Origin of the sequence: Photobacterium ganghwense (assembly GCF_003025595.1) — a bacterium.
GTDB lineage: Bacteria > Pseudomonadota > Gammaproteobacteria > Enterobacterales > Vibrionaceae > Photobacterium > Photobacterium ganghwense.
The window spans coordinates 140,648-157,455 of sequence record NZ_PYMI01000005.1; the positions used below are offsets into that span (position 1 = coordinate 140,648).

Here is a 16,808-nt window from a genome sequence, read left to right on the forward strand (position 1 = left end):
ATCCCCAATGACATTACGTCTACTCACTCGCAAAGCCACTGAAAACCATGCAAGTCTCCTGAATTTTTTTTCGACTGGGCCGAGCAATCATTTGTAGCCAATTCAGCACGTTGCGCAATCGGCATATCCTCGCTCCACCAATTATTTGGGCTTATTTGCATCTCTTTATTTTGAAAGGAAACAGAAATGAAAAAACAAAACGGCTTTACGCTGATTGAACTGATGATTGTGGTGGCGATTATCGGTGTATTATCAGCAATAGCAGTACCTGCTTATCAAGACTATGTTAAACGAAGTGAAGGTGCTTCAGCTCTTGCAACATTAAAATCACTTATCACGCCATCAGAACTTTGGTACCAGGAAAATGGTGACTACCTAAAATCAGAACAAGCAAATATTTTTACGGCACTTGGAATCTCCGCAAAATCAAATAGCCTAGGCGATATTTCTATTCCTTCAGACAATTCACTTGATTTTACTTTTTCAGGCAATTCTTCACTCCCAAATACAACGAAGATAACATTTACCCGTTCAGCTACAGGCTGGGGTTGTGAAGTTAACAATGCAGACATTGAAACAGATAGCTGCCCAGCAGCTAAGAAACCGTAGACAAGAAAATGCAAACAAACCTCGCCTCCATTCTTCACCAAGCAGATCTTCTCAGTCTGGTGGAGCAACAACAAGTGGTGGATCAGGTTCAGTCAGAGGGCGCCTCGGTGCCCTCTGTTCTGTTGCAACTTGGCATCATCGGCAGCGCCGAGCTGGCCCGGCAACTGGAACAGCTGTTCGCCCTGCCGCTGGTTGATGTCCATCAGTACGATTACGCGGAATGTTGCAAAAGCCTGAACCTGCGGGATCTGGTGTTACGCCACAAAGTGCTGCCGCTGTACAACACGGACACCAGTATTTTTATTGGCCTGAGCGATCCGACCCGTATTGATGTGCTGGATGAATTTCGCTTTGCCACCGGCAAAAACATTGAGCCGCTATTGCTGGATCATAAGCAGCTGGAAGCGGCGATCCGCCGGGTATACGGCAGTGACATTAAAGGGGCCGGCTCCAACAAAACACAGCGCAGTGTCAGTGATGCAGATCTAATGGAGCTGGTGGATCTGACCGACACCGAACTGGCTGACGACGCCACAGATCTCACCAGTGATAACGCCCCGGTAACCCGCTATATCAACCAGGTGCTACTGGACGCCCTGCGTAAAAGCGCTTCCGATATCCATTTTGAACCCTATGAAGAGAGCTATCGGATCCGTTTTCGCTGTGACGGAATTTTGCATCTGCACGCCTCCCCACCGGCCAATTTGTCCCGTCGCTTATCCACCCGGCTGAAGGTCATGTCCAGGCTCAATATTGCCGAGCGGCGCCAGCCTCAGGATGGCCGGATCAAGCTCAAATTGTCCGAAAATGTGGCCGTGGATTTGCGGGTTTCCACACTGCCTACCCTGTGGGGTGAAAAGGTGGTGCTGCGGATTCTTGACAGCTCCAGTGCCAATCTGGATATCGATATTTTGGGTTATACCGAGCCCCAAAAAGCCGCATACCTGAGTGCCCTTCAGCGCCCTCAGGGCATGATTCTGATGACCGGACCGACTGGCAGTGGCAAAACAGTCTCCCTGTACACCGGCCTCAAAATCCTGAACACCGAGGAACGCAATATCTCCACCGCCGAAGACCCGGTGGAAATCAACCTGCCGGGCATAAATCAGGTACAGATACGCCCCACCGTCGGGCTTGGGTTTGCCGAAGCACTGCGCTCATTCTTGCGCCAAGATCCGGATGTCGTCATGGTCGGGGAAATCAGGGATCTGGAAACCGGCTCTATTGCCGTGAAAGCAGCTCAGACTGGCCACCTGGTGTTGTCGACACTGCACACCAACTCAGCGGCAGAAACCATTACCCGACTGACCAATATGGGGATCGAGAACTTCAACCTAGCATCGTCATTGAGCCTAATTATTGCTCAGCGGCTGGCCCGCCGTCTTTGCGGACATTGCAAGCAGCCTGATGACCCGGATCGTTTTATCAGAGATACCCTCGCGATTCCCGACAATGCCACCATTTTCAAAGCCAGCCCAACAGGGTGTGATGAGTGTAACAAAGGCTATCTGGGACGGGTCGGTATCTACGAGGTCATGCCCTTTTCACGAGAGCTCGCCGAAGCCTTAATGGCAGGTGCCAATACACTGGAGCTGGAAGGCATTGCCTGTCGGCAAAGCATGAAAACCCTGCAACAGTCAGGTATAGAGAAGCTATGCGAAGGCATCACCAGTTTAAAAGAGTTACAACGCGTACTGCACTTTAGTTAAGACCACCGCGGGCCTGATTGCGTCAGACCGATTGAACCATCTGAGGGACCTTACCATGGCGCAAGCCGGAAAAATCCGTTACTACCACTGGCGGGGGGTTAACCCGTCAGGCAAAAAGCTCTCCGGGGTGATCCTTGGTTTCCAGGAGCAGGAAGTCAGGGCCAAGCTCACAGAGCAGATGATCCAGGTAAAAAAAATTCGCCACCGTAACCCGTCTACGTTCAGTAAACTAAAAAATCAGCTGAAGCCAACCGATGTTACGACCATTACCCGTCAACTGGCGACCATGATTAACGCCGGCGTTCCCGTCGTCCAGGCGCTCAAACTCATGGCCGACAGCCATCACAAAGCAGAAGCACGCGCCACACTGACCCAGGTATCCGTCCAGGTCGAGTCTGGCTCCTCTCTCGCCCGGGCGATGCGCAACAGCTCCCCACTGTTTGATACCTTCTATTGCGACCTTGTCAGTACCGGCGAACAAACCGGTCATTTGGGCCAGGTATTTGACCGGATCGCGACCTATCGGGAAAAAAATGAAGCCATGCGGAAAAAAGTGATCAAAGCCATGATCTATCCATCCATCGTCACGCTGACAGCCGTCGGCGTAACGGTCATGATGCTGCTGTTTGTCATTCCGCAGTTCGCCAGTATTTTCAATAGCTTTGGTGCAGAGTTGCCGTGGTTTACCCGTCAGGTCATTTCGGCTTCTGACTGGTTGGTTGATTCCGGGAAATACCTGGCCATCCTGTTGTTGCTGGGATTTATCACGTTACGTTACAGCTACCAGCGTTCTGCCCCTCTGCGCTATCGCTGGCACCGCTCTATGCTTAAGATTCCGGTGATTGGCGAGGTATTACTGAAAGCCACAGTCGCAAGGTTTGCCCGCACCCTGGCAACCACTTTCAGTGCAGGTATCCCATTGCTCAGCGGGTTACAGTCCGCGGCAAAAACTGCCGGTAACCTGTATATCGAAAAAGCCGCGATGGAGGCCCACGGCAGCACAGCATCTGGCATGCCTTTGCATATTGCGTTACGCCAGAGCGATGTATTTCCAGAACTCATGCTGCAAATGACGATGATTGGCGAGGAGTCCGGCTCTCTGGACGATATGCTCAATAAAATGGCGATGTTTTATGAAGATGATGTCGATAATACCGTCGACAACCTGGGAAAAATTATTGAGCCCCTGATCATTATTTTCCTGGGAACGGTTGTTGGCGGATTACTCGTTGCCATGTATATGCCGATATTCAAACTGATGAGTGTGATTGGGTAACTGTGGATTAGATAACTGTGGGTTTGTTATAAACAACAGAAAGAGGGAGGGAAGCCATGGCCAAATCAGCTTTCCCTGCTTTCTGCCACAAGCTATTGCTTCTGCTTCATAACCTTTGCCCCATTTGCCTTTGCTTAGCTTTTAGTGACATCACTTTGCGCTGTACGGGTTTCGCGGCACGCGAGCACCATTGTGACTCACTCCTCCAGCGACCGCTATGATCCGAACTGCGAATCCCCTACAATAATCCCATTGACTGATATGAGAATGTTTTCATGGAACTGCTGATCCTCTATCCCTGGCTTTTTCCTGTTTTTGCGGCTGTTTTTGGACTGCTTGTCGGCAGTTTCCTGAATGTCGTCATTTATCGCCTACCTATCATGATGGAGCGGCAGTGGAAAGCCGACTGCGCCGAGTGTTTTCCGGAATTTGGTTCTGTTCAAGAAACCGGCCCATTCAACCTCAGCATTCCCCGCTCGCGCTGTCCACATTGCCAGCATCCCATCAGCATGTGGGAAAATATCCCGGTTGTCAGCTGGCTGCTGCTAAAGGGGCGCTGCAAGAATTGCCAGGCAAAAATCAGCATCCGTTACCCGCTGGTCGAGCTGTTTACTGCCGCCATTGCTACGACAGTGGCGCTGACGCTACCGCACTCTGAATGGGCGCTTGCCGTTATCTTTTTCAGCTTTGCATTGATTGTCCTGACGTTTATCGACATTGACAAAATGCTGCTACCGGATCAAATTACGCTGCCGTTGATGTGGGCTGGCTTGCTGATGGCGCTGCTTGGCTTTTCGCCAGTCAGCCTGACCGATGCCGTCATCGGTGCCATGGCGGGCTACCTGTCGCTGTGGAGCCTGTACTGGACGTTTAAGCTGCTGACCGGCAAAGAAGGAATGGGCTACGGGGATTTTAAACTTCTCGCCGCACTGGGAGCCTGGCTTGGCTGGCAACTGCTGCCTTTTGTCGTGCTGCTTTCTTCTTTGGTTGGGGCAATCTGCGGCATCATTCTGATGCGGGTGCAGCGTTCCGACAGCCAAACACCGTTTTCATTTGGCCCCTATCTGGCGATTGCCGGCTGGATAGCCATCTTGTGGGGTGAGCCACTGCTCAACTGGTACCTGACTTCATATCTGGGAATGTAATGCTATGACCATGGTGATTGGCCTGACTGGCGGCATCGGCAGCGGTAAAACAACCGTTGCCAATCTGTTTGCCGCCTACCATATTGATATTATTGATGCTGATGTTATTGCCCGGGAAGTCGTGGAACCGGGAACGCCCGGCCTTCAGGCTATCGCTGACAAACTGGGATCTGACATCTTACTGACAGATGGTTCTCTCAACCGCAGTAAGCTGCGAGAGGCCATCTTCAATGACCACTCGCTCAAACAATGGCTCAACGATCTGCTGCACCCGATGATTCGGGAAAAGATGAAAGCCGACATTGAAAAGACGACATCCGCCTACTGCTTGTTGGTCATCCCCCTGATGGTGGAAAATAACCTGCAAACCATGACCGATCGTCTGTTGGTGGTGGATGTGGATGAATCGGTACAGGTCCAACGTACACAGCAACGCGACAATGTTGCAGCAGAGCAGGTCCGTAAAATCTTGGCTTCACAGGCAACCCGGGAGCAGCGTCTGGCCGCTGCCGATGATGTGATTTCCAATAACGGTGACGCAGAGAGCCTGAAACAAAAAGTGGCGGAACTGCACGCCTATTACCTGACATTAAGCCAGTCTCCGGCGGCATCAAATTAACCGAACATTTTTGGGTAAGTCGATATGCAAATGATTCGCTATGAACACCCTCTCAGCGAGAAAGTCCGGATCTACCTGCGGCTGGAATACCTGATCCGCCAGATGACGCATGCCAGCCAGCTTACTGACCCCTGGCAACATCAGATCTTTTTTCGTGCCCTGTTTGATATGCTGGAAATCCTGGATCAAATACAGCTGAAATCAGAGCTGGCCAAAGATCTAGAAAAACAACGCGGTAAACTCAAGCAGTGGCTGAACATTGACGGAGTGGACCAAAACGCACTGCTGGAGCTGCTAGATAAGCTGGATCTTGCTCACCATCAACTGCTGACAGCCACCCGGCTGGGGCAGGAGCTGCGTGAAGATCGCTTCTTGAGTAGTATTAAACAGCGCCTGTCAATTCCCGGCGGGAGCTGCAGCTTTGACTTGCCGACACTGCATCACTGGCTGCACCTGCCGCTGGCGCACAAACAAAGCAATATGCAAAACTGGCTCAATCACATCAGCGAACTGAGCGTGGCGCTGCACTTGTGGCTAAAGCTGATCAGGGAGTCAGGGCAATTCCGCCCGCAGGTCGCTCGGGGCGGCTTCTTCCAGCATGACGCCGAAGCGGCTAACATGCTGAGGATTGATATTTGCTCAAGCCATGGGGTATACCCTATGATATCGGGCCATCGCAGCCGCTTTGCTGTTCGCTTCCTACCTTTTGAGGAAGGAACCGGCATCGCGGAATTGCTCGAGTTTAAACTGGCGATATGCTGAGGTTCACCATGACACAAGCCAAATCCACCCAATCTGATCTCACCGTGGTCAAGTGCCCGACTTGTCGCACCGACGTGGTATGGGGAGAGCAAAGCCCATTCCGACCTTTTTGCTCCAAGCGCTGCCAACTGATTGATTTGGGTGAGTGGGCGGACGAGGAAAAATCCATTCCCGGCGCTCCGGACATGTCCGATTCTGATGGCTGGTCAGAAGACATGGGATACTGACAGCATAAGGCCCGGCATCTCGCCGGGTCTTATCGTATCTCAATCCACAGAACACCGAGCATAGGCTCTGTCATGCGCTTATAACCAGCAGCACTACAGACCCATCAGTTTGTCCAGAACCACCTCATTGGCTTCCGGAAAGGTATAGTCACGCAAGTTTGAGAGAGCGACCCATTCCCCGGGCTGACCTTCTTTACCAAAGGCTTCCCCTTCAAACGCCGTCACCAGAAAGAAATCAAATTTCAACGCCTTTTCCGGATAGTCATGCTCAAGAGCCATGAAATGCTCCAGGGCCGTCGCTTCAATGCCGACTTCTTCATGCAATTCACGAATCACCGCCTGCTCTGCCGTTTCGCCCTGCTCGACTTTGCCGCCGGCAAACTCCCAGAAGCCGCCTTTGTGCGCCTTGGCAGGACGTCGGGTTATAAAGACCGAATCTTTACTGTCATTTAGAATGATCCCCGCAGAGATCCACACGCGTTTTTTATCCACTCTTCACCCTATCATCAAACGGTAATGCTGCGTCTCTGTGTTATCTTGCCTCATTGTGCGCATAAACAAAAGGCCGCGTTGGCGGCCTTTTATTCTATAACACGGTCAGTTGTTAGCTGATTTTACCGTGACACTGTTTGTATTTCTTACCTGAACCGCAAGGACAAGGTTCATTACGACCTACCTTACGCTCAGCACGGTGTGGAACACCATCTTCATGGCTCTCGTCCGCCACCTGGTTTTCGGCTTCCTGATGCTGGAACTGCTGACGGCGGGCCAGTTCTTCGGCCTGACGACGACGCTCCGCTTCCATTCGCTCGACTTCTTCCTGCTGCTGGACGCGAACCTTACTCAGGATGGCAATCACATCAGACTTCAGGCTTTCCAGCATGCCCTCAAACAGCTCAAACGATTCACGCTTGTATTCCTGTTTCGGGTTTTTCTGTGCATAACCACGCAGGTGGATACCCTGACGCAGGTGATCCATGGCAGCCAGGTGCTCTTTCCACAGCATGTCCAGATTTTGTAGCATGACCGTCTTCTCGAAGTTACGCAGCACAGGCGCACCAACCACTTCTTCTTTGTGACGGTAAACTTCCACCGCTTTCTCGACAATACGTTCACGCAGCGCTTCTTCGTACAGCTTCTCTTCGCTGTCCAGCCACTCCTGAATCGGCAGTTCAAGATCGAAATCGTTCTTCAGGCGCTCTTCCAGGCCCGCAATATTCCACATTTCTTCCAGAGACTGAGGCGGGATAAACTCGTCAATCACAGCCTGCAGCACATCCTCACGGTTCTGCTCGATCATATCGCTGATGTCTTCGGCATTCATCAGCTCGTCACGCAGCTCGTACACGACTTTACGCTGATCATTAGCCACATCATCGAATTCCAGCAGCTGTTTACGGATGTCGAAGTTACGGCTTTCTACTTTACGCTGGGCGTTTTCGATCGCCTTCGTCACCCATGGGTGCTCAATGGCCTCGCCTTCTTCCATGCCCAGTTTCTTCATCATCCCGGAAACACGCTCAGACGCGAAGATACGCATCAGGCCATCTTCCATCGACAGGTAGAAACGCGAGGAACCCGGGTCACCCTGACGACCTGAACGGCCGCGCAGCTGGTTATCAATACGGCGGGATTCGTGACGTTCTGTACCAATAATGTGCAGGCCACCGGCTGCCAGTACCGCATCGTGGGCTTCTTTCCACTGGGCCTTCACGCCGGCAATTTGTTCTTCTGTCGGGTTATCCAGCTTCGCCACTTCGCTCTGCCAGGAGCCGCCCAGCACGATATCCGTACCACGGCCCGCCATGTTGGTAGCAATTGTCACCGCACCGGCTTTACCCGCCTGCGCCACAATTTCAGCTTCCATTTCATGGAATTTCGCATTCAGAACCTGATGCTTAATCCCTTCTTTTTTCAGGGCGTTTGACAGCATTTCTGATTTTTCAATCGAGACGGTACCCACCAGCACCGGCTGACCTTTGCTGACGCGCGCTTTGATGTCTTCACTGATCGCCGCGAACTTTTCACGTTCAGTCATGTAAACCAAATCACCCATGTCATCACGAACCATCGGCTTGTTGGTTGGGATAACCACGGTTTCCAGACCGTAGATTGTCTGGAATTCAAAGGCTTCAGTATCCGCAGTACCTGTCATACCTGACAGCTTCTCATACAGGCGGAAGTAGTTCTGGAAAGTGATGGAAGCCAGAGTCTGGTTTTCATTTTGAATTTTCACACCCTCTTTGGCTTCAACAGCCTGGTGCAAGCCTTCAGACCAGCGACGGCCCGGCATCGTACGGCCTGTGTGCTCATCAACGATGATCACTTCGCCGTCTTTCACGATGTAGTCGACGTCACGCTCAAACAACACATGGGCACGCAATGCGGCATTCACATGGTGAAGCAGGCTGATGTTGGCTGGCGAGTACAGTGTATCGTCCTCGTCCATCATACCGTTTTGTTTAAGCAGCTCTTCAACAAATTCCTGACCGTTCTCCGTCAGGTAAGTCTGCTTAGATTTTTCATCAACCGTATAGTGGCCTTCACCACGGTATTCTTCGCTATCTTCTTTGTCCTGCTTCACCAACTGAGGAATCAGGGCATTGATCTTAATGTACAGCTCCGAGCTGTCTTCAGCCGGACCAGAAATAATCAGCGGGGTACGGGCTTCATCGATCAGGATGGAGTCGACTTCATCGACAACCGCAAAGAAACGCTCACGCTGTACACGGTCTTCCGGGCGGAAAGCCATGTTGTCACGCAGGTAGTCAAAACCGAATTCGTTGTTGGTACCATACAGTACGTCTGCCGCGTACGCTTCTTTCTTCGCATGCGGAGGCATATTCGGGATGTTCACCCCAACGGTCATCCCCAGGAATTCGAACAGTGGTCGGTTGGTTTCGGCGTCACGGGCAGCCAGGTAGTCGTTCACCGTAACGATATGCACACCTTTACCGGTCAGTGCATTCAGGTAAGCTGGCAACGTCGCCGTCAGCGTTTTACCTTCACCCGTACGCATTTCTGCGATCTGGCAGTTATTCAGTACCATACCGCCAATCAGCTGAACATCGAAATGGCGCATGCCAAACACACGCTTCGACGCTTCACGAACCGTGGCAAACGCTTCTGGCAACAGCTGATCCAGGTTTTCGCCCTGATCCAAACGCTCACGGAACTCAACCGTTTTGGCTTTCAGTTCTTCGTCTTGTAAGCTTTCAAATTGCGGTTCAAGCTTGTTAATTTGGTCAACGATTTTGCGCATACGACGCAGTGTGCGGTCGTTACGGCTACCGATAACTTTAGTCAGTAGTTTTGATAACATGGCGTTGCCGTTTTCTCTTTGTTATGTCAGCCAGTAGGTCGGGCTGATGACTCAATCTGAATATTTCACCGGGATACTACCAGACGGAATCGAGGTCATGGCCTGAACGTCTTCGTCCCTGTCCCGTTTCAATCCACCACACAAGTGGCGAAACAAGCCGACCGGAAAATAGTGGTTAAGAAAGATATTGTGGCCTATCTCCGCCATTTCAAGTCGAAACCGTAAAATACCCACATTTTCCGCTCACCGGTGTTCATTTTGGGAGCCACAAGACAGTTATGTCGTGTTATTCATTAGGTTCCCAAGCCTGATATAATAAGCCATATTGACAGTGTCGCCTATGGCAAATCCCCCGGCGATGTTTACCATATCCGAAAAATTAGAACTTATCCCCTAATTCAGAGCCAGGAATTGCCAGACATGCGTGATCACCGCCCTCAAACACCCGCGACTTTGCTGGACAACAGCCAGATGGGGAATATTCAGCAGCGTGCTATCGCCTTGAGTAAGCTGGATAAAGCGGTTAAGGCGCACCTGAACTGTGCTGAACACTGTCGAGTCAGTAACTACCGCCAGGGAGTCCTGATTATTGAAACGGCCTCAGCGGCCTGGTCAATGCGCCTGAACTACGAGCGCAATACGCTGATGCAGAAGCTCCGGGAAAAACTACTCCCGAATCTCAGTCAAATTGACATTCGGGTCAATCCGGCTTTAGCTGCGGTCGCTCCGGCACCGTCAGAAAAAACCCCGGATATCGTTCGCAAGCCAATCTCGGATAAGGCAGCAGGTTACCTGCGTCAAACCGCAGCAGATGCCCCTGATAAAATTAAAGCTCGGCTGGAACGTATCGCCGCTATGGCTGAAGCCCGAAATCGTTCAAAATAACACGGCATAAGTAGCTATTGTTTAAAGTAGCTACTAACTAAAGTAGCTATTGCTTAAAGAAGCGAATACTGAGAGTGGCTATTGCCGAAAATAGTAAAGTATTTCTCGAGGCGAGATTCACGAAGCCAGAAAAGCAAAACGCCGGACAGAGTCCGGCGTTTTTCAATCTGATTGGGTATCAGGCAAGTACCATGCCCGGCTGGGCAAAAGTAACAGGCACCTGCTGTTCATTATCGAAGGTCGACCATTCAAAAGCTTCTTGGTCAGCCAGAACAGCACGCAGCAATTTGTTGTTTAGCGCGTGGCCTGATTTATAAGCCACCATCTCACCAATGATGTTGTGGCCGCACATGTACAGGTCACCAATGGCGTCCAGTACTTTGTGAGTCACGAGTTCATTGTCGAAACGTAAGCCGTCATCATTCAAGATACGGTAATCATCCAGTACGATGGCATTATCAAAGCTACCACCCAGACACAGGTTCTGTGACTGTAAATACTCGATATCACGCATGAAACCAAAGGTCCGTGCGCGGCTGATATCTTTTACAAATGACTGGCTTGAGAAGTCCAGAACCAAACGCTGCTGATCCGCATCAATCGCCGGATGGTTAAACTCGATAGTGAAATCCAGGCGGAAGCCGTTGTATGGACGCAGCTCGGCCCATTTGTCACCATCTTCGACGCGAACAGTTTTCTTAAGACGCAGGAAGCGCTTAGGCGCATTCAGCGTCTCAATACCGGCTGATTGCAGCAGGTAAATAAACGGGCTGGCACTGCCGTCCATAATCGGAATTTCCGGCGCATCCACTTCGATAATCACGTTATCGATACCCATACCTGCCAATGCGGCATTCAGGTGTTCCACAGTCGAGATACGCACACCTTCTTCGTTCACCAGAGCGGTGCATAACATTGTATCGCGCACTGAGTCGGCGTTCGCTGGAAAATCAACAGGTGGATTCAAGTCCGTACGACGATAAATCACACCGGTGTTTGCCGCAGCAGGACGAAGGATCAGCGTGACTTTACGTCCAGAGTGCAAACCCACCCCGGTCGTTTGGACAATGCTTTTCAATGTACGTTGTCTGATCATCTGCGTTTCTCAACTGTTTAAATGCCTAATGTCGGCCCTTATCCTTGTTCAAAAATAGGACAAGGACAGACATCATACCACTTTGTTACCTGTTTCCCAAATAATTTGCAACAGCTAAGCAATTAGTCTGCTTGCTTGCGCAAAAACGCCGGGATGTCCAGGTAGTCGTGGTCCGCTTGTGGTTTAGCTTTCGCTGCTGCCTGAGCGTTACCTTCAGCGGCTGGGGCAGACTGAGTCAGCGGAGCTGGCTTCGTGTCTTCCATCACAGGCGTAGGCTGAACCGTTTTTTCCTGTGCAACTGCTGGTGCTGGTTTGCTGGTTGTAACCAGAGTGATATCAGGCTTGGTGTCTTTACCAATACCCGTTGCCACTACTGTTACACGCAGCTCGTCAGACATTTCCGGATCCAGTGATGTACCGATAACCACGGTCGCGTTGTCAGAAGCAAATGCCTTGACGGTGTTACCAACGGTTTCAAACTCATCCAGACGCATGTCCATACCCGCGGTGATGTTAACCAGTACGCCACGAGCACCCGCCAGGTCGATATCTTCCAGCAGTGGGCTGGAAATCGCCATTTCAGCGGCTTCTTCTGCACGGTCATCACCGGTCGCAACGCCGCTACCCATCATCGCATGACCCATTTCAGACATCACTGTACGTACGTCCGCAAAGTCGACGTTGATCATGCCCGGGCGAGTAATCAGCTCGGCAATACCCTGTACCGCGTTTTTCAACACGTCGTTCGCTTTCGCAAAAGCGTCCAGCAGAGTGATGCCACGGCCCAGCACTTTCAGCAGCTTCTCATTCGGAATCGTGATCAGCGAGTCAACGTGCTTAGACAGTTCTTCGATACCTTGCTCGGCAAAAGCCATACGCTTTTTACCTTCGAAGCTGAATGGCTTGGTAACTACGGCAACCGTCAGAATACCCAGCTCTTTCGCGACTTCCGCAATAATCGGGGCCGCACCGGTACCGGTACCGCCGCCCATACCGGCAGCGATGAAAATCATGTCTGAACCTTCCAGCTCAGCTTTGATTGCTTCACGATCTTCCAGCGCCGAATCACGGCCAACCTGTGGGTTGGCACCGGCACCCAGACCTTTAGTGATCGCGCCGCCAATCTGAATTACAGTGCTGACACTGCTTTTACGAAGTGCCTGAGCGTCAGTGTTTACACTGATGAACTCAACGCCTTCAATAGATTCACGTACCATGTGATCGACAGCGTTACCGCCACCGCCGCCAACGCCAATGACCTTAATTACTGCCTCGTCAGACATTTCCATCATCGGTTCAAACATGTGTTCTCTCCGTTCATCCTGTTCGCATCAGGTTTTAAAATTCTTTTTTAAGCCAACCACTTATTCTAGTGAAAATACTGGAGACAGACCGTTTCGGCTCCAGATCACTATCGTCAAATGTCTGACTATCCTTTCCGTAATGCAGCAGACCGACTGCTGTCGCGTAATGCGGTGATTGGACATGTTCTGTCAGTCCAGTCACGTCCAGCGGCAATCCTACCCGGACCTGATTGCTGAATACCCGTTCGGCACATTCAACCAGCCCTTCCATTTGAGCCGCACCACCGGTCAGGACAATACCTGCTGCCAGTTGGTGCTTGACGCCCGCATTACGCAGTTGTTCTTGTACTTCGATTAGCTTCTGATTCACCAGCCCCAGCAATTCGCTGTAACGAGGCTCGATCACTTCCGCCAATGTCTGGCTCTGCAGACTACGTGAAGGCCGTCCGCCGACGCTCGGTACATCGACCTTCGCATCTTTGCTGACCATTTCACTCAGTGCACAACCGTATTTGACCTTGATTTCTTCCGCATCACCGAGCGGTGTACCAAAGGCATAAGCAATATCGCTGGTCACCACATTGCCGGCATACGGGATGACGGCAGCATGGCGCAGTGCGCCACCGGTCCAGACCGCGATATCCATTGTACCGCCACCGATGTCCACGACACACACGCCGAGCTCGCGCTCGTCCGGTGTCAGAACAGCATAACTGGCAGCCAGACCAGAGAATATCAGCTGATCGACTTTCAGATCACAGCGCTCAACCGCTTTCACGATGTTGCGCGCCATGTCGTTATGGCAAGTGATTAGATGAACACTGGCTTCCATGCGCACCCCTGATAAACCAACAGGATTTTTTATCCCCTCTTGGTAATCAATAGCAAATTCCTGAGGAATAACATGCAAAACTTTATGTTCATCACTAATTTTTACTGACTTCGCTGTATGTATAACATTATCAACGTCGTCTTGTGTCACCTCTTTATCAGAAATCGGCACCATACCTTCTTCTGTCTGGCAACGAATATGCTTACCTGATAAAGACAGGAAAACCGAGGAAATCTGGCAGTCAGCCATCAGTTCGGCCTTGTAAACAGCGCTCTGAACCGATTTTACGACGGACTCAAGATCGTTCACGCCGCCTTTGTCCATTCCGCCAGAAGGACTGCTACCCTCACCGATGACGTTTACTTCACCATCCGGCAACACTTCCCCGACTAAAGCACAGACTTTGGATGTACCAATATCCAAGCCCACTATCAGTTTTTTATCTGCTGCCTTCGTCATTAGCGCACGCTCTTATAGTTCTACCAAGCCAAACAGAAAGCGGCGATGCCGTCCCATTTGGTTTCGCTTACTCTGGATCTGTAGTCCAGCCTACAGCAGCCCCGGTGTCATAGCGCAAGTCTACGTACTCGATGGCCTTTCCCTGCTGCTCTATCTCCGGGAACAAGGTAATGAAACGTTCCAGCCGCTCCATTCTTTCCTTGCGCCCTAATTCGAGCCTGATGCCGTTGGTTAACCACACGCGCCAGGCACGACGTTCGTTCAATACCAGCCTAGCAATTTCAAAGCCGGCTCGCTGTAATCTGGGTTGCATTTCATGCAACGCAGCCAATACCTGTCGGCTGCTGTCTTCCGGTCCGGATAGCGCGACAAACGCCTGTCCGGCCTGCTCTTTCGGGGCATAAAATACGTCACCAGACGTATTCAGCAGAAACTCATCATCCCAAAAGGCCGCGGGCTCCTGTTCAACCAGATACACTTTCACCGTATCCGGCCACTGCTTGCGAACTGCCGCTCTGGCTACCCAGGGCATGGCTTCCAGCGTATGCTGAATATCATCCACATCCTGCGTCATGAAGCTGCCCAGACTGTCAAGCTGGAGTATTCCGTTTCGGACATCATCCGGCGTCAGGTAATGCAGCTCCCCCTGAATAATGAGCTGCGATAATGGCAGCCGGTTGGCATCGGTCATCCAGTCTATTGCGGCACTGAACAGCCAGACAATAAAGCTGATGACAAAAAGAAAAAAAGCCAACCCACCCCAGTGTTTTCTGGCCACAGGGGAAGGTAGCGGTATGCGATTTAAAACCGTATCAGCCATACATTCAAAACCCTAATAGCCGACATTTACCGGCAAGATACGGAACTGGCAGCCTAAACCGCTCTAAATCAGACCGCATCTTGCGAGCAAAGTTGACAGATTATACCGAGCAAGCTCTGGCACTCCAACACTTGTCTCATGATTCCTTGCAATTACTGATAGCAATAAGACACTTAAGAGACCTATTGCACAGCTTTTTCCGGCAAACATCACGGCAAACATCACTGAACCTGATACTCAGGCAAGATTTACGCCAGACTTGCGCCTCCGCTGACTACTTCTGACGCATCATGTCAATATTCAGTTTCATTTCAGCAAGTTGGCGTGCAATTTTGCCAACATCACCGGCGCCTTGTGTCAGAACTAAATCATCATTTTGTAGAATGTTGGCCAACGCTGACGGCAATGCTTCACCGTTGGGCACAAAAATCGGATCAATTTTGCCGCGCCCGCGAATAGTGCGGCACAGAGAGCGCCCATCTGCTCCGGTAATCGGTGCTTCCCCGGCAGAATAGACATCCAGCATTACCAGAACATCAACCTGCTCCAGCACATTGGCGAAATCTTCATACAAGTCACGGGTACGGCTGTAACGGTGTGGCTGGAACACCATCACCAAGCGCTTATCCGCCCAACCGGCCCGCGCAGCTTTGATGGTGACATCCACTTCGCTCGGGTGATGACCATAATCATCCACCAGCATGACGTTGCCGTTACCGGTTTCAAACTCACCCAAATGGTCGAAACGACGACCGGTGCCCTGGAATTCTACCAATGCACGAATGATGGCATCTTCTTCCACGCCTTCTTCACTGGCAACAGCCACTGCCGCCGTTGCATTCAGCGCATTGTGTTTCCCCGGAATATTCAGGGTAACTTTCAGTGTAGGCTTGCCTTTGCGCAGAATCGAGAAGTGGCCTTGCTGACCCGTTTGCGTGTAATCCACCAGGCGAACATCAGCATCTTCTGAGAAACCGTACGTGATCACCGGACGGCCGACCCGCGGCAGCAGTTCACGAACCACAGGATCGTCAATGCACATCACAGCCAGCCCGTAGAACGGCAGATTATGCAGGAAATCAATAAACGTCTGCTTCAGAACTTCAAAGTCACCACCATAGGTATCCATGTGGTCAGCTTCAATGTTCGTCACAACACAGACCATCGGCTGCAGGTGCAAGAAAGACGCGTCGCTTTCATCCGCCTCAGCAATCAGGTAACGGCTGCAACCCAAACGGGCATTGGTTCCTGCGCTTTTCACCAGACCGCCGTTGACGAACGTCGGATCCAGCCCCGCTTCGGAATAAATCTGAGTGACCAAGGCCGTCGTTGTGGTTTTGCCGTGCGTTCCCGCAATTGCAATCCCGTGGCGATAGCGCATCAGCTCGGCCAGCATTTCGGCACGGCGCACTACCGGAATACGCTGCTCACGGGCTGCAACTAACTCTGGATTGTCCTGACGGATTGCGGTCGACACCACCACCACACTCGCGCCCTGAACATTTGATGCCTGATGACCAAAAAAGATCTCAGCACCCTTGCTGGTCAGCCGCTCTGTCACCGCATTCGGCGCCAGATCAGAACCACTGACCCGATAGCCTTCATTGACCAGTACTTCGGCGATTCCGCTCATTCCGGCGCCGCCGATACCAACAAAGTGAATACGCTCTACGCGGCGCATCTCTGGTACCATGGTACGAATTTTAGCTAGCTGCTGGTTATCCAGTTTACTCATCACTTTGT

At 51.4% G+C, this 16,808-nt stretch carries 15 protein-coding genes; 8 read left to right on the forward strand and 7 right to left on the reverse strand.

Translation table 11 applies throughout. The features are described 5' to 3' along the window. The first annotated feature begins 186 nt into the window (after positions 1–186). The 7 genes from C9I92_RS18570 (at position 187) to yacG (ending at position 6,347) form a co-directional block, all read left to right on the forward strand. Complete coding sequence (locus tag C9I92_RS18570) at positions 187–609, forward strand: pilin (protein ID WP_047886941.1); 423 nt, start codon at positions 187–189, stop codon at positions 607–609. A gap of 8 nt (positions 610–617) precedes the next feature. After that, the gene (pilB, locus tag C9I92_RS18575) at positions 618–2,318 is read left to right on the forward strand and encodes a type IV-A pilus assembly ATPase PilB (RefSeq protein WP_047886942.1); all 1,701 of its coding nucleotides are present in this window, start codon (positions 618–620) and stop codon (positions 2,316–2,318) included. Positions 2,319–2,373: 55 nt separating this feature from the next. After that, positions 2,374–3,594 (forward strand): type II secretion system F family protein, encoded by a 1,221-nt coding sequence (locus C9I92_RS18580; protein ID WP_047886943.1) that lies wholly within the window; start codon positions 2,374–2,376, stop codon positions 3,592–3,594. Between the two features lie 275 nt (positions 3,595–3,869). After that, positions 3,870–4,739 carry a prepilin peptidase gene (locus C9I92_RS18585; RefSeq protein ID WP_047886944.1) on the forward strand — a complete coding sequence of 290 codons (870 nt, stop codon included), beginning with the start codon at positions 3,870–3,872 and terminating at the stop codon, positions 4,737–4,739. Between the two features lie 4 nt (positions 4,740–4,743). After that, positions 4,744–5,358: a dephospho-CoA kinase gene (coaE, locus tag C9I92_RS18590; RefSeq protein ID WP_047886945.1), complete on the forward strand. Its 615-nt coding sequence runs from the start codon at positions 4,744–4,746 to the stop codon at positions 5,356–5,358. A gap of 24 nt (positions 5,359–5,382) precedes the next feature. Beyond that, positions 5,383–6,120 carry a cell division protein ZapD gene (gene zapD, locus C9I92_RS18595; protein ID WP_047886946.1) on the forward strand — a complete coding sequence of 246 codons (738 nt, stop codon included), beginning with the start codon at positions 5,383–5,385 and terminating at the stop codon, positions 6,118–6,120. Between the two features lie 8 nt (positions 6,121–6,128). Next, the gene (gene yacG, locus C9I92_RS18600) at positions 6,129–6,347 is read left to right on the forward strand and encodes a DNA gyrase inhibitor YacG (protein WP_047887028.1); all 219 of its coding nucleotides are present in this window, start codon (positions 6,129–6,131) and stop codon (positions 6,345–6,347) included. A gap of 93 nt (positions 6,348–6,440) precedes the next feature. Here the strand turns inward: yacG and mutT are convergent, their stop codons facing one another. Both mutT and secA read right to left on the reverse strand, forming a co-directional pair. After that, positions 6,441–6,839, reverse strand: a complete 399-nt coding sequence (gene mutT, locus C9I92_RS18605; protein WP_047886947.1) for an 8-oxo-dGTP diphosphatase MutT — start codon at positions 6,837–6,839, stop codon at positions 6,441–6,443. 112 nt (positions 6,840–6,951) lie between these two features. Then, a complete protein-coding gene (gene secA, locus C9I92_RS18610) occupies positions 6,952–9,669 on the reverse strand; it encodes a preprotein translocase subunit SecA (RefSeq protein ID WP_047886948.1) in 2,718 nt (905 codons plus the stop codon). Between the two features lie 420 nt (positions 9,670–10,089). Between secA and C9I92_RS18615 the strand changes: the two genes are divergently transcribed. Next, positions 10,090–10,554 carry a DUF721 domain-containing protein gene (locus C9I92_RS18615; RefSeq protein ID WP_047886949.1) on the forward strand — a complete coding sequence of 155 codons (465 nt, stop codon included), beginning with the start codon at positions 10,090–10,092 and terminating at the stop codon, positions 10,552–10,554. Between the two features lie 178 nt (positions 10,555–10,732). Here the strand turns inward: C9I92_RS18615 and lpxC are convergent, their stop codons facing one another. The 5 genes from lpxC to murC form a co-directional block, all read right to left on the reverse strand. Beyond that, entirely contained in the window at positions 10,733–11,650 is a 918-nt protein-coding gene (gene lpxC / locus C9I92_RS18620; protein ID WP_047886950.1) for a UDP-3-O-acyl-N-acetylglucosamine deacetylase, read from the reverse strand. A gap of 122 nt (positions 11,651–11,772) precedes the next feature. Further along, complete coding sequence (gene ftsZ, locus C9I92_RS18625; protein WP_047886951.1) at positions 11,773–12,954, reverse strand: cell division protein FtsZ; 1,182 nt, start codon at positions 12,952–12,954, stop codon at positions 11,773–11,775. Positions 12,955–12,988: 34 nt separating this feature from the next. Then, on the reverse strand, positions 12,989–14,245 hold the full coding sequence (gene ftsA, locus C9I92_RS18630; protein ID WP_047886952.1) for a cell division protein FtsA: 1,257 nt from the start codon (positions 14,243–14,245) through the stop codon (positions 12,989–12,991). A 67-nt stretch (positions 14,246–14,312) separates the two neighbouring features. Beyond that, positions 14,313–15,065 carry a cell division protein FtsQ/DivIB gene (locus C9I92_RS18635; RefSeq protein WP_047886953.1) on the reverse strand — a complete coding sequence of 251 codons (753 nt, stop codon included), beginning with the start codon at positions 15,063–15,065 and terminating at the stop codon, positions 14,313–14,315. A gap of 274 nt (positions 15,066–15,339) precedes the next feature. Further along, a complete protein-coding gene (gene murC / locus C9I92_RS18640) occupies positions 15,340–16,800 on the reverse strand; it encodes a UDP-N-acetylmuramate--L-alanine ligase (RefSeq protein ID WP_047886954.1) in 1,461 nt (486 codons plus the stop codon). Positions 16,801–16,808 lie beyond the last annotated feature (8 nt).